At 41.2% G+C, this 16,996-nt stretch carries 16 protein-coding genes; 11 read left to right on the plus strand and 5 right to left on the minus strand.

Annotated features, from left to right (window positions below; genetic code table 11):
* The first annotated feature begins 25 nt into the window (after positions 1-25).
* On the plus strand, positions 26-943 hold the full coding sequence (locus tag DP114_RS18160; RefSeq protein WP_171976751.1) for a DMT family transporter: 918 nt from the start codon (positions 26-28) through the stop codon (positions 941-943).
* Here the strand turns inward: DP114_RS18160 and DP114_RS18165 are convergent.
* Positions 940-1,248, minus strand: coding sequence for a hypothetical protein (locus DP114_RS18165; protein ID WP_169263407.1), 309 nt, complete (start codon positions 1,246-1,248; stop codon positions 940-942). The two genes, DP114_RS18160 and DP114_RS18165, sit on opposite strands and share 4 nt — an antisense overlap.
* Here DP114_RS18165 and truB point away from each other — a divergent pair, their 5' ends adjacent.
* Positions 1,249-2,148, plus strand: coding sequence for a tRNA pseudouridine(55) synthase TruB (gene truB / locus DP114_RS18170; RefSeq protein ID WP_171976752.1), 900 nt, complete (start codon positions 1,249-1,251; stop codon positions 2,146-2,148).
* On the opposite strand, the gene DP114_RS18175 is transcribed toward truB, so the two are convergent.
* The gene (locus DP114_RS18175) at positions 2,141-2,407 is read right to left on the minus strand and encodes a hypothetical protein (protein WP_171976753.1); all 267 of its coding nucleotides are present in this window, start codon (positions 2,405-2,407) and stop codon (positions 2,141-2,143) included. The genes truB and DP114_RS18175 overlap by 8 nt on opposite strands.
* Before the next feature lie 443 nt (positions 2,408-2,850).
* Entirely contained in the window at positions 2,851-3,147 is a 297-nt protein-coding gene (locus DP114_RS18180; RefSeq protein ID WP_171976754.1) for a hypothetical protein, read from the minus strand.
* Between the two features lie 429 nt (positions 3,148-3,576).
* Between DP114_RS18180 and DP114_RS18185 the strand changes: the two genes are divergently transcribed.
* On the plus strand, positions 3,577-4,203 hold the full coding sequence (locus DP114_RS18185; protein ID WP_171976755.1) for an SMI1/KNR4 family protein: 627 nt from the start codon (positions 3,577-3,579) through the stop codon (positions 4,201-4,203).
* A gap of 164 nt (positions 4,204-4,367) precedes the next feature.
* On the opposite strand, the gene DP114_RS18190 is transcribed toward DP114_RS18185, so the two are convergent.
* Complete coding sequence (locus DP114_RS18190) at positions 4,368-6,479, minus strand: TonB-dependent receptor plug domain-containing protein (RefSeq protein WP_171976756.1); 2,112 nt, start codon at positions 6,477-6,479, stop codon at positions 4,368-4,370.
* Between the two features lie 683 nt (positions 6,480-7,162).
* Between DP114_RS18190 and DP114_RS18195 the strand changes: the two genes are divergently transcribed.
* The 8 genes from DP114_RS18195 to DP114_RS18230 all read left to right on the plus strand — a co-directional run bounded on the left by DP114_RS18195 (position 7,163) and on the right by DP114_RS18230 (position 14,998).
* The gene (locus DP114_RS18195) at positions 7,163-7,948 is read left to right on the plus strand and encodes an aminotransferase class IV (RefSeq protein ID WP_169263448.1); all 786 of its coding nucleotides are present in this window, start codon (positions 7,163-7,165) and stop codon (positions 7,946-7,948) included.
* A 427-nt stretch (positions 7,949-8,375) separates the two neighbouring features.
* Positions 8,376-10,217, plus strand: a complete 1,842-nt coding sequence (gene ftsH3, locus DP114_RS18200; RefSeq protein WP_169263413.1) for an ATP-dependent zinc metalloprotease FtsH3 — start codon at positions 8,376-8,378, stop codon at positions 10,215-10,217.
* Between the two features lie 144 nt (positions 10,218-10,361).
* Complete coding sequence (locus DP114_RS18205; RefSeq protein WP_169263414.1) at positions 10,362-10,616, plus strand: TIGR03643 family protein; 255 nt, start codon at positions 10,362-10,364, stop codon at positions 10,614-10,616.
* 327 nt (positions 10,617-10,943) lie between these two features.
* Positions 10,944-11,186, plus strand: a complete 243-nt coding sequence (locus tag DP114_RS18210; protein WP_169263415.1) for a hypothetical protein — start codon at positions 10,944-10,946, stop codon at positions 11,184-11,186.
* A 94-nt stretch (positions 11,187-11,280) separates the two neighbouring features.
* Complete coding sequence (locus DP114_RS18215) at positions 11,281-11,814, plus strand: pentapeptide repeat-containing protein (RefSeq protein WP_171976757.1); 534 nt, start codon at positions 11,281-11,283, stop codon at positions 11,812-11,814.
* 66 nt (positions 11,815-11,880) lie between these two features.
* Positions 11,881-13,284: a hypothetical protein gene (locus DP114_RS18220; RefSeq protein WP_171976758.1), complete on the plus strand. Its 1,404-nt coding sequence runs from the start codon at positions 11,881-11,883 to the stop codon at positions 13,282-13,284.
* A 389-nt stretch (positions 13,285-13,673) separates the two neighbouring features.
* Entirely contained in the window at positions 13,674-14,672 is a 999-nt protein-coding gene (locus DP114_RS18225) for a DNA-methyltransferase (protein WP_169263418.1), read from the plus strand.
* The gene (locus DP114_RS18230; RefSeq protein WP_169263419.1) at positions 14,669-14,998 is read left to right on the plus strand and encodes a hypothetical protein; all 330 of its coding nucleotides are present in this window, start codon (positions 14,669-14,671) and stop codon (positions 14,996-14,998) included. Before DP114_RS18225 ends, DP114_RS18230 begins: the two co-directional genes overlap by 4 nt.
* A 190-nt stretch (positions 14,999-15,188) precedes the next feature.
* Here DP114_RS18230 and DP114_RS18235 read toward each other — a convergent pair whose 3' ends face one another.
* Positions 15,189-16,796, minus strand: a complete 1,608-nt coding sequence (locus DP114_RS18235) for an NAD(P)H-quinone oxidoreductase subunit 4 (RefSeq protein ID WP_171976759.1) — start codon at positions 16,794-16,796, stop codon at positions 15,189-15,191.
* Between the last annotated feature and the right edge of the window lie 200 nt (positions 16,797-16,996).

Below are 16,996 nucleotides of genomic sequence, written 5' to 3' on the forward strand. Positions count from 1 at the left end.
GAATGACTCATAACTAATAAATAACATGCATACAACTTCCGGTCGCTGGCGCTTGGGCTTAGCATTATCGTTAGTGACCGTTTTTTTGTGGGGAATTCTACCGATAGCCTTGGTTTTAACTCTAAAAGTACTTGATGTCTACACCATTATTTGGTTTCGCTTCTTGGTATCGTTTGTCTTGTTAGCTGTTTATTTAGGATGGCAAAGAAAATTACCACCCCTTTTCAGATTGCGTTCCACTTCTTGGATATTACTAGTAATTGCCACTCTTGGCTTAGCAGGTAACTATATTTTTTTCACCCAAGGTTTAGCACTGACTACACCCGCTAACGCTGAAGTTATTATTCAGTTGGCTCCCCTACTTATGGGTTTTGGTGGTTTATTTCTTTTTAGAGAACGCTATACTCTACTTCAGTGGATTGGTGTAGGGATTCTTATTGTAGGATTCACTCTCTTTTTTCATGAACAATTAAAAAATTTAGTGACAGCTCATGGTCAATATCTTGTAGGTAGTGGTTTGATTGTTTTTGGTGCAGCCACTTGGACTTTTTATGCTTTGGCACAAAAGCAGTTGTTGCAATCTTTATCTTCTTTTAGCATCATGCTCATGATTTATGGAGGATGTGCTTTGTTATTCACTCCATTTGCTAACCCAAAAGCAATTTGTCAACTCAATTTTTTCCATTTGAGTATATTACTTTTTTGTGCTTTGAATACTCTCATTGCTTATGGTGCTTTTGCTGAATCTTTAGAACATTTGGAAGCTTCACGTGTTAGTGCAGTTTCGGCATTAGCTCCTATTGTTACTTTAATATCAGTTTGGATTGTATCAGTCATAATGCCAACTGTCATTTTACCGGAAAACATTTCCGCTCTCGGAATCATAGGAGCCGTTTTAGTTGTCACAGGTTCGGTTACTATTGCTTTAGGAAAAACTCGTTAACCTAAACTTACTCCCTTCGATGCTCTAAAATTATCTCTGACAAAGCGTTGCGTATTTTCTCTGCGTTCTGGTGCGCCCACCGCGAAGAGTGCGGGAGGAACATCCACACCGCACTCTTCGCGCCTTGTGCGGTTAACAAATCGGTATTTTTCGGATGTTTTGAGAGTCTCTCTTATAGCATTGCCAGATAGATTAGGACATGAACTAATGAGAAAATACGCACACAACGAGACAATCACACACTTGTTCCCTGTTCCCTGTTCCCTGTTCCCTGTTCCCTGTTCCCTCTTAAATTCACAATTCATATGCAAGGTTTCCTCAATCTCAACAAACCATTTGATTGGACTTCCCACGACTGTGTAGCCAAAACACGCAAATTTTTGCGCATCAAGCGAGTCGGGCACGCAGGAACTTTAGATCCTGCAGCAACAGGAGTGTTACCCATCGCTCTTGGAAAAGCAACTCGTCTATTACAATATCTTCCAGGAGAAAAAGCTTACAAAGCGACAATTCGTTTGGGTGTGCGTACAACAACCGATGATTTGCAAGGTGAAGTCATCACCTCACAACCTTGCACCGGGTTAAGTTTAGAAAGAGTAAAATCTGCATTGCAACAATTTGTGGGCAAAATTGAACAAATTCCTCCTATTTACAGCGCCATTCAAGTCCAAGGAAAACGCTTGTACGACTTGGCACGCAAAGGGGAAGATGTAGAAGTACCCGCGCGGATAGTGGAGGTTTTTAAAATTGAAGTTTTGGACTGGCGAGAGGAGGAGTTCACGGAATTGGATGTGGCGATCGCCTGTGGTGGGGGAACATATATTCGGGCGATCGCCCGTGACTTAGGAACAATCTTACAAACTGGTGGAACTCTCGCTGCTTTAACACGAACACAAAGCAGTGGATTTCACCTAGCTAATAGCATCACCTTGACTGACTTAGAAGCACAGTTGCAAGCTGGGACATTTCAACCCCTTGCTCCTGATGCACCACTACAGCATCTTCCTTTCATCACCGTACCACCAACATCAGCACAGAAATGGTGTCAAGGTCAACGTATTCCTATAACTTTCAATGTTTTAGAAAATTTACTAGAGTTTTTACGAGTTTACCATGAAGATGGGCACTTTTTAGGAATAGGTAAACTTGTAAATTCAGACAAAGACAAGCTACTCATTCCTGAAATGGTATTCGAGCCTATTTAAATTCTTCATCTTTCTGATAGGATTGCGCTACTAAAAGCCATTTATGGAGTAACTCTTTATAGATTGCAAGTAAATTTTTGTATGATTTTGTGGCGTCTATGTGTGCTTTTAGAGCCTTATCGTATACTGCGGCGACTCCAGTATTTGGATCTTTTGAAGTTTTTATGGCTGTAAGATATTGTGAACAACGTGCATAGTGCTCTAACATTTTCTCGTATTCTTCAATAAACTGATTGTATTCTTCAGAGCTTTTATCCATAACTTTCTAATCTATTAAATTTTTGGCACGGGGGCAAAACTAGCGTAGCTAGTTTTGCCCCTTAAACATATCTACTTTTGGATAAATGTCATATTAAGTTTCTCTGTAAATGGCGCTACATTCTTCCCGTTATGATCATTCTTGGGCTGTAGCCTGGAGATGAATTTTACCAGGCTCAGTCTCCAGTTCTATCCTATTCCCAAGTTGACATATTTCGTAGCACATCGGGTATTTTAAAACGTCAAAGTTTTGGAGAATTCTAACTCCCCAGTAGATTAATTTTTTTTCAGGGTGCAAAACAAGCGTAGCTTGTTTTGCACCTTTAATGTCTATACTTTGGAATGAATTTAATATTAACTTTTTATGTAAAGGTTGCTACATTCTCCTTGTTTACAGACTCAGCCTGAAAATGAATTTTCACCAGGCTCAGCCTCCAGTTTTATCTATTCCCAAGTGGAAACATCTCGCAGCACATCAGGAATTCCCCCTTGAGATAGAGGAAACTCCAGCACAGTTTCTTTTAATCCTAAGTATCCAGATTCAGCGAAGGATAACAGCATCCGCGTCAATGCGAACCAAACCTCAGGCTCATATTCCCAATCACCATAACGCGAAGCTCTACCAGCGATTGAACGCAACGCCCAAAAATAACTATTCCTCACCACGGAACCGCCTTTTTTATACTCTGGCACATCCTCGTGGTGAAGAAAAAGCACATCGTTTTCAATTTTTGCTCTCATACTGGAAATTTTAACCTAAATGGGAAAGTGTGAACATCGTTCTTATCAGGGGCAATTTAGGAAAATCACGATTATGGTTGGGATTGAGTCGAGGTACGCGACGTGTAGCACTTCGGCTATAGTTTATGTGAATTAAACATCATTTGAGTATAGGAATCCGGTTTGATTTATGAATTGACTCGTGGAGGTAGGGAACGCTTAACGCTTAACAGGGAATAGGGAATAGAAAGTGTACGGAGTTTTTTAAGCGCAGAGCGCAGGCTATGCCAACAAAAATCAAATATGAGTCCTATATTCTGTTGCTTGTACTACTGACAATCTTTTTAATAGTTTATCCAACTATAATGTCAATTAAAGTCAAGAAGTTGGAGCAAGCCGTAAAGAGCGCAAATAGCGCAAACTAACAAACCACTTTCTGCTGATCAAGATATGAAAGAGATACTAAATAGAATTGAAATATGGTTTAATGAGCATCTACCGAAAGTGTTGGCGGATTTGAACCCTGGAGCGACTGAAAGCGAAATTGAATCTTTAGAAAATCAAATAGGAATTCAGCTACCAATGTCATTTAGAGAATTTTATAAGTGGCATAATGGTCAGCAGGGTAAGACTACCGGACTTTTTTATGGTCTTGAATTTCTTTCTTTGGAAGGAATATTTGAGCAGTGGAAAACATGGTCAGACATAATTGATGTAGATGAGACAATAAATGAGGAGATTGGCGGGAAATCTCATATACCTGGAAAAGTCAAAGAAATATATATCAACAAGAAGTGGATTCCATTTGTTCACGATTGGGGTGGAAACCACATAGGCATAGATTTTGACCCAGCAGAGAGGGGTAGAGTGGGGCAAGTTATAAATTTTGGTAGAGATGAAGACGTTAAATTTGTTTTAGCAGATGATTTTGAGTCATTTCTAAATTGGTTGATGACTCAGCTTGAATCAGGAAACTATATAGTTGATAGCGAAGGTTATGGAAGTTTTAATACTATGAAACCTGAGACAGAACATTTCCTTGATTCTGTGAAACTTATTTATCAATCACATCTTTGAAATGTCTACTCACATCTTGCACCAAGAAAGATTCATGGTATTTAGTCACTCAGTATTCAACAAAAAATCCTTTATTGAGTGAGAAAAACCAATAAAAATCATGTAGCTTTATCGCATATCTTTTTAGGTTGTACGGTTTTCTACGGATAGGTGCAAGATATGAGCTAAATATTAGCTGTTAAACCTAAGCGAAAAGTAAATCCAGGGCTATAGATACGATTGACTCGCTCGTATTGTTCATCGAGTAAATTCTCTAAATAAACTGTCAACCCTAAATTTTTCGTCACAGGAACGCGAGCGCTAAAATCTAAATTAAAGAAAGAAGGCGAAAAATCTGTAGCTGTCTCTCCAACTCTTGTGTATATGGCTCGACGAGCGCCACCATAGTAAGTAGCATATAAATTAGCTTGCCAGCCTGCAATTTCATAACCAATACCAGCAGAAGCAACAGAGTAGGGAATTAAACCCAGCTGTAACCCTTTTTCTGGTCCTGTTTGTATTTTCGCATCTGTGTAAGTGTAATTGACAAAAGTTGACCATCCAGAACCAATGTTCAACCGTAGCGCCGCCTCTAAACCATTTGTGTCAACTAACCCAATATTTGCCCATTTTCCTTCTACGACTCCTAAGCGATCATCTAAACTACTGCCGAAATAAGTAAACTGTCCTATTAAATTTTCCAACAGTTTGACATCAACTCCCGCAGTCCAAGATGAGCCAGTTTCTGGTTTTAAATCACGGTTAGGTAGCCATCCATGTACCGTATCATAAACATACAACTGATCCAAACCTGGATTGCGTTGTCCTCCTGCCCAACTTCCTCGCACAGCTAAAGCAGGAGAAATATCATATTTAAATCCCACGCTTGGGTTGAAATAATTACCAAATTTGCTATCAAAGCTTTGTCTCAACCCCAAATCTACCTGAAGTTTATCGGTGATATTCAAAGTATTAACAGCAAATAATGCGGTATTTAGTAAACTTTCGTTTTCATTTCCATTTAAGGCGACTCGGTTAGGAACTGTACTCAATACATCACCAGTTAAATCTGTGTTTTGTAAATCTAATCCCCAGCGCAATTTATAATTTGGAGTGAGTTGCCACGCATGGTCTATCCTAGCTGTATATAATTGTGTATCTAAAGTCCCTGTACGATAAAATTGGCTGCTAGGACCGTAAGTATTGAAGTAATCTTGGTTATAACCTAGTGTCGTTGTCACAACAGAACTGTTATCATTACTAAGGCGAGTTTTCCAAGCAAAACCAATATTTAAACCATCATGATCTAATCGGTCTCTTTGTAAAGGAAAGCCAAAATAAATTAATCCCTTACGACTGCTAAGTGTAGTTACATCTAAACTAAGAGTATTTCTATTATCTACATCAAAAGCAAGATGACCAAAATATGTGCTGTTAGCTGTATCTGCATTAAAGAAATACCCTCGGGCATCACGATTTGCTGCACCAACAGGAACGCGGTAACGGTTATCAAGAAAAGACCTTTCAAAGCTGAAATTATATCTTAAAGAGCCAGTTGAACCTGCATAGCTTAATTGTTGATTATTAAAATTCAAATCCCCAAATTCAGCTGTAGCATTGAAGCGAGGAACCGTACTACCTTCTTTGGTGATGATATTAACAACTCCTCCAAAAGCTGAGGAGCCGTAGAGAGTAGAAGCTGCACCACTATACAACTCTACTCGTTCAATAGCTTCTACAGGAATACTATTTAAATCTGTTGCACCATGATATGTGTTGACATTAGAGTTAATAGATCTGCCATTAATGAGAAATACAGATTGGTTAATCGAGGCTCCGCGATAGTATGTACCTGTGTGAATATCTGCACCATGACCTGAGTCATTGATAGCAAATCCAGGTAATTTTTTCAACACATCAGATACACTTGTCGCACCTTGTTTTTGGATTTCTTCTTTTTCAATCACATATGTCGGAGTAGACTGAGGAAGGTCATCTTTCTTCCCTGTCACATCTATAATAATTGCGCCCTCATTTTCAACTGTGGGTTTTGACTCGTTTGTTGTGGAATTTGGTTCTGGATTTCCAGTTGTTTGTGGTTTTTTAGATGGAATTGGTGTTTGAGTTAGTAATTCTGCACTTCTATATGGTTTTTCTATCTCATTCAAGTATGGGATTTCTGATGTCTTTTTTATAGAAGTCTTTTTTGACTCGAAATTATTTTCTTGTGCAAATGTGACAGGAGCTAAAGCAAAGTTAATTAATATAACTTGATAAATCAGGAAACTAAATTTCATTTTATACCTCACAGCACCCAACTTTGACCAAACTTTAGTAGCAGTTGTGTCAACTTACGATTAGTCAGACAACTTGTCAAAAGACAAGCTGTCAAACTTCGTCTCTGGTGTGGAAAGTGAGGAAGCAGTGCGTTGCAGCGAGGCAGTGCTTGGCTAGGTTTCCCGTAGATTCCGATTGTAGCAAGTGCCGTTCCATTTTAATTGACTTCGCCTATTATCTATCCTGAGACTTACAGTCCTAGGCGGACGACAGCCAAGTCACATAATAATATGTAATAACTTTGACATTTGTTTTACCAGATGCAAGATGTAAGGTGTGGGATAGACTTTTGTGCAGCAGATCTATCTGCCACAGATTTGAGAGGATCAAACCTCTACACTAAAATTAAGAAGGTTTATACGTCCAGTTCGGAAAAATCTGGACGTATAAGCATGTTTCTATGAGCTAAGCAAAACTGTTTTCCAAGACTTTAGCTGAATTGTTTAGAATTTAGCTGTATCCGTGATAACCAATTGAGTAAACTACTCCAACTTACTCAACGCGAGTGCGTGTCGCAAAGCGACTCAGATGTGTCGTACGCGTAGTTGATGTGGTGGACTACTAGAACATAGACAGAGGAGTAAATTATTATAGATAATGTTAGAGCGGTTCGGGAGTAACCACTTTCAAAGGAGGTACATTTATTTACTGGTATAACGGTAAATTAATTGAGTCTCGAACTCTAGAATTAGAAATTGACGATCCTGGGTTACTCTACGGAGCAACTGTTTTCACGACACTGCGAGTTTACAATAACTCGCTCGATAGTAGATTAACTCACTGGCGCTCACATTGCGATCGCCTAAAATTTAGTTTACAAACCTTTGGTTGGCAAACACCAGATGAGGAGCGATTGCGTCAAGGAGCAGAAATTATGATGACGCACTTCCCTGTTCTCAGAATCGCCATATTTCCTAATGGACGTGAGTGGATAACGGGAAGATTGCTGCCAAATAACTTGACAGAAAACCAGAAAAATGGTTTAATAGCAACTTTAGCAGTTCCTGAGTTTGCTCGCAGTTTACCGTCTCATAAAACAGGTAACTACCTCAGCGCATGGTTAGCAAAAGCTAGCGCTCAAAAATTAGATGCCCAAGAAGTCATTTTGGTAGATACTGCGGGAAATTGGCTAGAAACAAGTACGGGTAACCTCTGGGGGTGGCGAGATGGTTGTTGGTGGACGCCGCCCTTAACAGCAGAAATCTTGCCGGGAGTCGTGCGAGGAGAACTTGTAGACTGGCTTTTGAAAAAGCAGCACCAAGTTCCTGAGGAACCTTGGACACCAGAGTTAGTCAAGGGGTTTGAGGCAATTGCCTACAGCAACAGTGTTGTAGAAATTATCCCGCTTCGCACGGTTATCTGGCATTCAGGAAAGCTAGAATATAATCCCCACCATCCCTGTTTTAAAGAACTGCAAATATTTTTTTAGCATTGTAGGTGCAAAATTTGTTATACGTTAAGATAAGTTAACATAATTCTAAGAAAAGCCTATCTTTACTAAATGCGTCTCGCTGTCTTACCCTTCGGGTTCGCAGTCGCCTACGGAGGAGCCAGTGCGGTCTTGGGGTCTCCCCAAGTGGATCATCTGGCGTTGGAAACCCTCCTGCAGCGCTGTCTCACTTGAACCCTCCTAGTAGGCATGGACAAGAGCAGGATGTGGACATTAAAAAATTAGGGCTTTTTTATGAAAATGAGCGCAAGCTTTATTTTCACTCTTAGTCGAACTGTCAAACAGACACCCAAGCGATAAGCGGAGCTTAAAGCCTATGACTAACGTCACCCTAGTCCCTAAGAGGGACGCTGCGCAAACGCTATCGGCTTATCGCACAAAACCAGATGTAGGAGGATGAACCTCGGTGAATAACAAACGATGGAGAAATGCGGGGCTGTATGCACTGCTGTTTATTGTAGTGATTGCGCTAGGAACAGCGTTTTTTGACCAAAAACAACCAAGTCGGGAGACATGGCGATACAGTCAGTTTATTCAAGAAGTTCAAAATCGTAAAGTAAACAAAGTTAGTTTAAGTGCAGATAGATCTACAGCTCTTGTGACGCCTACAGATGGTACCAAGAAGCTGGTGACTCTGGTTAACGACCCTGACCTTATTAACACCCTTACCCAAAACGGTGTAGATATTAGTGTTTTGCCGCAAAACGACGAAGGATTTTGGTTTAAGGCACTCAGCAGCTTATTTTTCCCTGTATTACTTTTAGTTGGTTTGTTTTTCTTGCTCCGCCGCGCTCAAAATGGTCCTGGTAGCCAAGCGATGAACTTTGGTAAGTCCAAAGCCAGAGTGCAAATGGAACCACAAACCCAAGTGACATTTAACGATGTTGCTGGTATTGACCAAGCGAAGCTAGAACTCAACGAAGTCGTAGACTTTTTGAAAAACGCTGACCGCTTTACGGCTGTTGGTGCAAAAATTCCCAAAGGCGTACTGTTGGTTGGACCTCCAGGAACTGGTAAAACTCTGCTCGCGCGTGCAGTCGCAGGTGAAGCTGGTGTCCCCTTCTTCTCCATCTCTGGTTCTGAGTTTGTGGAAATGTTCGTGGGTGTTGGCGCATCCCGTGTCCGCGACTTGTTCGAGCAAGCAAAGACAAATGCCCCCTGTATCGTCTTCATCGATGAAATTGACGCAGTCGGTCGTCAGCGGGGTGCTGGTTTAGGCGGTGGTAACGATGAACGGGAACAAACCCTCAACCAGTTACTCACAGAAATGGACGGCTTTGAAGGTAACACAGGTATTATCATCATTGCTGCTACCAACCGTCCCGACGTTCTAGATGCAGCGCTGTTGCGTCCCGGTCGCTTCGACCGTCAAGTCGTTGTAGATCGCCCAGATTATGGTGGACGTGTGGAAATTCTCAAAGTTCATGCCCGTGGTAAGACCTTGGCAAAAGATGTGGACTTAGAAAGAATTGCCCGTCGTACTCCTGGGTTCACAGGTGCAGACCTTTCCAACTTGCTTAATGAAGCTGCGATTTTGGCTGCACGTCGAAATTTAACCGAAATTTCGATGGATGAAATTAACGATGCGATCGACCGCGTGTTAGCAGGTCCAGAGAAAAAAGACCGAGTTATGAGCGAAAAACGCAAAGAACTCGTAGCATATCACGAAGCAGGTCACGCCCTTGTCGGTGCTTTGATGCCAGACTATGACCCCGTGCAGAAGATTAGCATTATTCCTCGTGGTAGAGCTGGTGGTTTAACTTGGTTTACCCCCAGTGAAGACCGGATGGACACTGGCTTATACAGCCGTTCTTATCTGGAAAATCAGATGGCTGTTGCATTAGGTGGTCGTCTTGCTGAAGAAATCATCTTTGGTGACGAAGAAGTGACCACAGGTGCGGCTCAAGACTTGCAACAAGTTGCTCGTGTTGCCCGTCAGATGGTAACACGCTTTGGAATGAGCGATCGCCTCGGTCCAGTTGCCCTTGGTCGTCAGCAAGGTAACATGTTCCTCGGTCGAGATATCATGGCAGAACGCGACTTCTCAGAAGAAACTGCTGCTGCTATTGATGAAGAAGTCCGCATACTGGTAGAAACAGCTTACCAACGCTCCAAAGAAGTGTTGGAAAATAACCGCCACATTCTTGACCAAATCGCGCAAATGCTGGTTGATAAGGAAACTGTGGACGCTGAGGAATTGCAAGAACTACTGGCAAACAACGATGTGAAAACTGCAACGTTTGCTTAAAAGGTGAGGAGTTAAGAGTGAGGAATGAATACAAAACTTTTCTATCCTCATTCTTGACTTGTAATATTCAGGGTAATTTTGGATTTTTCCAAAGTTGCCCTGATTTTTTTGGCAAATCTTGCTTATGAACATTGTTAACCACCAATGAAACTACCATTACTTGATTCCGAAATCATCGACCGTATTATCGAAATGGCATGGGAAGACCGGACTCCTTTTGAGGCAATTGAAAAACAATTCGGTTTGCAAGAAAAGCAAGTCATTGCCCTCATGCGCCGTGAAATGAAAGCATCCAGCTTTCGGATGTGGCGCGAACGTGTTACCGGACGCAAAAGCAAGCATTTAGAAAAGCGAGAATTCGTCGCAGGTCGGTTTAAATCAGCTAATCAAAAGACTTGATTCAAACTCTCATTATTAAAAGAGTTTAGATTAATACGCTGCATATCAGCTCTCAATACGGTTCGGTTAAGGGTAGTTCGCATGCGTAGAAACCCGGTTTCGCAGAAGTTACGGGGTTTCTGTTAGGGTGCTTATCCGAACCGTATTGTATCAACTCTTCCTTTCTTCGTATATCTCTAGGCAAGGTACAAAGCGTCAATATCGGGCAAAGGTAGGAAGTGAATTTTGCAACAATGCGTCATGATACATAGGATACTTTAATAAAATACTTTGCGAAAGCATTGGCTAGCCCACTCTAATAGTTAGTAGTAACTGGAGGTCGGAAATATGACGCCTAATGAGAATAACAACTCAACACCTATTGAGAAAGACGATCTAGTTGGACTAAATCGCGATATAGACGAGAATTTGAAAGAAGGTTTAGTAGGAAAGGTTGAAGAATGCGATCAAGATGGGTTTGAAGTTAAGTTTCCTCTTCCAGGAGACAAGGATTTGTCTGCCAAACTGCCAAGGGAAGATATAGACTTTCTGGTGGGAACCAAGCAGCTTGAAAATGAAAATAAAAGTTAATTAGTTTCATCTTCGAGGGCAGAGGGATACTCTGCCCTAAAAAAATTGCTAATGTAGCTGACAAAAGAAGTAAAAACTTGTTGGAGGCAAAGCAATGAAAGCAGATGAATTATTGGCACAATACGCTGCAGGTAAAAGAGATTTTACTTCAGCAAACCTGAGCGAAGCATTCTTGGAAGGAGCTGATCTGAGTGGAGTTATTTTAGACAGAGCCATTCTCGATGGAGCTGATTTAAGCAGGGTTAATCTCAGTCAAGCAAGCTTAATTGAAGCAGACTTAAATGGAGCCAATCTAAATCAGGCAAATCTCACACAAGCTAATTTGAATGGAGCTATTCTAGATGGAGCTATTCTAGAAGGAGCAATTTTGGACGGTGCCAATTTGAGTGAAGCTGATTTGACGATCGCAAAGTTAATTAATACCAACTTGCGCGAAGCCGATCTACAAGAAGCTAACCTCAATGCAGTTTCTCTAACTGAAGCAGATCTCAGTCATGCTGACTTAGCTAAAGCAGATTTAAGCCAAGCAGATCTCAAGAATGCAGAACTCCATGAAGCGAATTTAAACCAAACCAACTTGGATGATGCAAATCTAGAAGGAACAATCCTGGATGAAGATAAAGCCTAACTTTTGGTAAGAAACTTTTAGGAGATTTTCTCAGTCAGAATCTCCAAACTCTTCCAACACTCCCCCATGTCTGAATCTGCCCAAGGCATTCCAGGATTACCCGATTTAACGCATCCTAGCGAACTGATGCAATTTGGAACGCATCTACTTAAAGGTTCACTGTTATTAGTATTTCTGGTTTTCGCTTTGGGAATTGCAATTGCTTTGTTGAGCTTTGCCCTACGTCAAAATCAACAACAGCAAGAGATTTTGATTGGAGAGTGGGCAGTTAGTTACTCTCAACTATTGCGGGGATTACAGCATTTAACCCTCGTGTTAGTTTTGCTGGTGGGAGGGTTTTTTCTTTGTTCAACTTTGAGCAATCGTTACCATCATTGGGAACAGGCAAAGGTGGCTCAAGTTGCCGAGAGTGTCGCTGGTGAAAGGTTAGAACAAATAGCGCCTCAAATACGATACATGACTGAAGAGCCATATGCATACACCACTCAAGTGAATGGCAAGATAGTCAAGGTAAATGAAAAACGAAAGATTAGCCGTTTCTTAACATTAAGTGGATCGCAAATTCAAGTTAAGATTGACCAAAGCCCAGATGTTCGAGGTCGTCGGGCAATTTATAAAATAGACTACACTGCTGACTATAAAGTTGTTAACCAACTCAAAGATATTAATAGTTTTTTCTTTGAAGCATCACCACTCATTGGTTACTCCTTATTGCAAAGTTATAAAGTAGAGCGTGACGGTACTAGACTTCCACAAACAAATCCTGGTGACTATAGCTTTCCTTTTCAACTACAACCGGGACAAGAAACGAGTCTAAGAGTCACTTATAAAGCACAAGGATCACCACGCTGGGTTTATAGCTCAAATGGGCAGTTGCTTTCTAACTTCCGTCTGCTAGCCATCGCCAACTTCCCTGGAGCAGATTTTGCCAGCGGTATCATACCCAATGAGATAAAAAATGACAGACAAGGAACTCAATTTACTTGGCTCTTTGACGATAATGTTTCAGTCAAGAACCCATTTGGAGTATACACCTACACTGACCCTATTCGTCACACTGGTGTCCTACCCCGACTACTATTACTAGCACCGACAATATTTTTCTGGTGGATATTGCTGCTGTATTTATCACTACCCGTGAGCTTGACAAATGTGGCAATTGCAGGTAGTGTGTTCTTTGCTTGTTTGCTGAGTTTGACTTATCTCAGTCGCTTCATAAATCCTCAGCTAGCTTGGACTTTCATTTCGCTTGTCTTACTAGCATTGACATGGGGTTTGGGGTCAAAAAATCGCAGTGTTTCTCTAGCTGCCCTGATCTGTACAATTGCTGGTACTGTGCTCCCTGTCTTTGGATTATTAGTACCATTTAGCGGTCTTACTCTTAGCCTTGCAGGCTTGCTTTCAGTCATCTGGCTTGCAGTTCGTCACTGGTATGGCTTATATAGATTAGAACTAGAAGACCGTAGATAATGAGGTCTTTTCCATTGCATGCACTTTTTTGATTTGTCATATCAAGTAACTGGAATTTAAACTAAAGCATGAAAAATGACTCAGCACCGCTGAGTTGTATAAAAAAGTAAGGTAAAAAGCAAAGCTTAGAAATTACGTGACTTTTGAGCGTCGAAACTTGGGAATTTTTGTACCTTTTTTAACGACAGGGTATGGGATTCTACGTTTGCGGGGTTAACTTTGTTTGCAACCTGGAGAAATTCCTTTGAGTTTTGGGAGGTTGGGTAGGTGTACCAATCACCCTATTGAGCCAGCAAATTGATCAAAAAAATAGTTCACAGTTGGAAAACTTATGCTTTTATGGATAATGCTGTCTTCGTGAAGCGTACAATAGTACTAACAAAGTTTATATGAGACTTAATTGTAACTCTTACTACGAAACAAAATTTGGTGCTACTTATTTGGGAAACAGCCTGGAATTAATGGCAGGTATTCCCGATGACAGTATCGACCTAATTTGTACATCTCCACCATTCGCACTTGTTCGTAAAAAAGAATACGGAAATGTTGACGCCGACGAATATGTCGAATGGTTTAAAAATTTTGCAAAACAATTTCACCGTATTCTAAAACCAACAGGCTCACTGTTTATTGATATTGGTGGCAGTTGGATTAAGGGGATGCCAGTTCGCTCTCTTTACCATTTTGAATTAGTTGTTGCTCTGTGCAAACCGAAAGAAAAAGGCGGAATAGGGTTTTATCTGGCACAAGAATTATATTGGTATAATCCAGCTAAACTTCCCACCCCTGCTGAATGGGTAACAGTTCGCAGGGAAAGAGTTAAAGATTCGGTAAATACAATTTGGTGGCTGTCAAAAGAACCACATCCTAAAGCTAACAATAGAAGGGTTTTAAAGCCTTATAGCGATGCGATGAAAAACCTGATTAAGAATGGATACAAGCCCAAAGTTAGACCATCGGGTCATGATATTTCCGATAAATTTGGGAACGACAGAGGAGGGGCTATCCCCCCGAATATTATTGATGGACGTTGCAGTACAGATAAAGAAGAAATAGGGCAACCGACTCTTATACAAGAAATTTTATTTGAAGATTTAGTCCAGCCTGTAAATGTGATTTCTGCATCGAATACTGCTTCTAAGGATTATTATCAACGGCGTTGCAAAGAAGAAGGTTTGAAGCCACACCCGGCAAGATTCCCTCAAGCATTACCAGAGTTTGTCATCAACCTTTGTACAGAACCGGGCGATATTGTTTTAGAACCTTTCGCGGGTTCTAACATGACAGGTCGAGTTGCAGAAACCTTACAAAGACGCTGGTTGGCTTTTGAGATTGATGAAGACTACATCAAAAGCTCAAAATTGAGATTTGAACAAAATGCTCCTTGAGAAGTTGGTTGTCCCTGGCAGGTGTTTTTGAACGGGAATACAAAATAAACTGGGATGTTGTTTGCGATATTCTAGGCATTAAGAAAGATTTTATCGACGAGCTTTATACCCTGACTCCCCGACAAAAATATTTTCTGCTGAGTCTGCTTAACCTTGATGTGAAAGAACTTACACCAGCCAATAAAGTTGCCCAACATACCAGGAGTGTTTATGAACTGGAGTTTAGACTAAAAGCAGGCGATCGCTGTGCGGTTGCACGGGGTGTTGTAAGTATAAAAAAAAGTCAGGGACAATCGAACTACAAAAAAAACCTAACCCAGATTTAATTCGGGTCAGGTTTTGAGTGCTTGATGTTAATGCCGAATTAATACTAAAAATTCTACTGAGGAATTACATGGGACTAAAGTCATGAGCTGATGTGACTTTATTACTAAATTTTAGGGGGTGATTGCTGAATCACCCCCTGTATGATCATTCTAGGATTCTTTAACAGTCCCACTCCTGTGGGGACAGATATTACTCAGCAATATTAACCAAACCTGGAACTTCTGAACTAGCCAGTGTTGGTGCGGTAAATATAAGGGAATATAAACTTGTTGGTTGCTGCTGTGCAACAACTGGTAGAACTTGACGAGCATGAGTTGCGACTTGCATAGTCTTCACGTCGTATGTTTGCATCGCCACCTTAGGATAGAAGCCGATACCGATGATGGGAAGTATCAAACAAGCAGTGATGAACAGTTCGCGTGGTTTAACATCTAGTACCACTGCATCCAGCACTAACTCTTCATTTTGCTGACCGTAGAAGACTTCGCGCAACATTGAGAGTAAATAAATCGGAGTCAGAATCACACCAACAGCTGAGAGTAGCACGACGACAACCTTGAAGCTAGAGCTGTAGACATCGCTTGTGGCAATTCCGAGAAAAACCATCAACTCACCGACAAACCCACTCATCCCTGGTAACGCCAGAGAAGCCATTGCAGCCGTAGTGAATAGAGCAAAGGTTTTGGGCATGACTTTTGCTATGCCACCCATTTTGTCCATCATCAAGGTGTGAGTGCGCTCGTAAGTCACGCCAGAGAGGAAGAACAAGCTTGCAGCAATCAAACCATGAGAAATCATCTGTAGCATTGCGCCGTTGATGCCCAAGTCTGTATAGGAAGCAATACCAATCAGGACAAACCCCATGTGAGCAACAGACGAATAAGCCAAGCGCCGCTTAAGATTCGTTTGAGCAAAGGCACAGCAAGCACCGTAGACAATGTTTACGACACCTAAAATTGCTAGCACTGGAGCGAAGTAAACATGAGCGTTGGGTAACATCTCCACGTTGATGCGGATAAGTGCATAACCACCCATCTTCAACAAAACACCAGCCAAAATCATCGAACCAGGTGCTGGGGCTTCACCGTGAGCATCAGGTAACCAGGTGTGCAGAGGGAAAATCGGCAGCTTGACACCAAAAGCAATCAAGAAACACACATAAACTAGAAGTTCAAATGCTTTGGGATATTCCTTCATTCCCAAAGTTGCCATGTCGAAGGTAACGCTGTCTCCAGAGAATGCCATTGCAAAGCCCGCTACCAAGATAAATATTGATGCAGCAGCAGTGTAGAGAATGAATTTGGTAGCTGCATAGCGGCGCTTTTCTCCTCCCCAGATAGAAATCAGCAAGTACACAGGTACCAACTCGATTTCCCACATCAAGAAGAACAACAGTAAATCCTGGGCAACAAAGACGCCAATTTGGGCGCTGTACATCACCAGCATGAGAGCATAAAACAAACGCGGCTTGGTAGTTACTTTCCAAGCCGCGAATACTGCGAGTGTGTTAATCAAGCCTGTTAACAATATCAATGGCATCGATAACCCATCAACCGCTACAGACCAATTCAAACCTATTTGAGGAATCCAAGAATATTTTTCAACCAGTTGGAATGCAGAGCTTTGAAAATCGTAGTTATGCCAAAAAGCATAAATCATCAGGGCAAAGTCTGTAAAGGCGACTCCCAAACCATACCAGCGGAGAGTTGTGCCTTCTTTATCTGGGATTAGGGGGATGGCTGTAGCAGCCACTATCGGCAATAAAATTATGGTTGTTAACCAAGGAAAATCAAACATATTCTATCAGGTGACAATCACTTTACGTTTTTATTTTAATTACATTATATTAAGTTGTTCATACTTTTGTGAACGTCATTTCTCTATCAAAACCAAATCTTTAGATTTCATTAGTAACAAATACTTATTTTTGGAAGCAAATCCATTCTAATTGTAAAGTTTTGCTAAGTCAACAAAAAAGGTGGCAACAGCCACCGTCA

The organism is Brasilonema sennae CENA114, assembly GCF_006968745.1.
GTDB lineage: Bacteria > Cyanobacteriota > Cyanobacteriia > Cyanobacteriales > Nostocaceae > Brasilonema > Brasilonema sennae.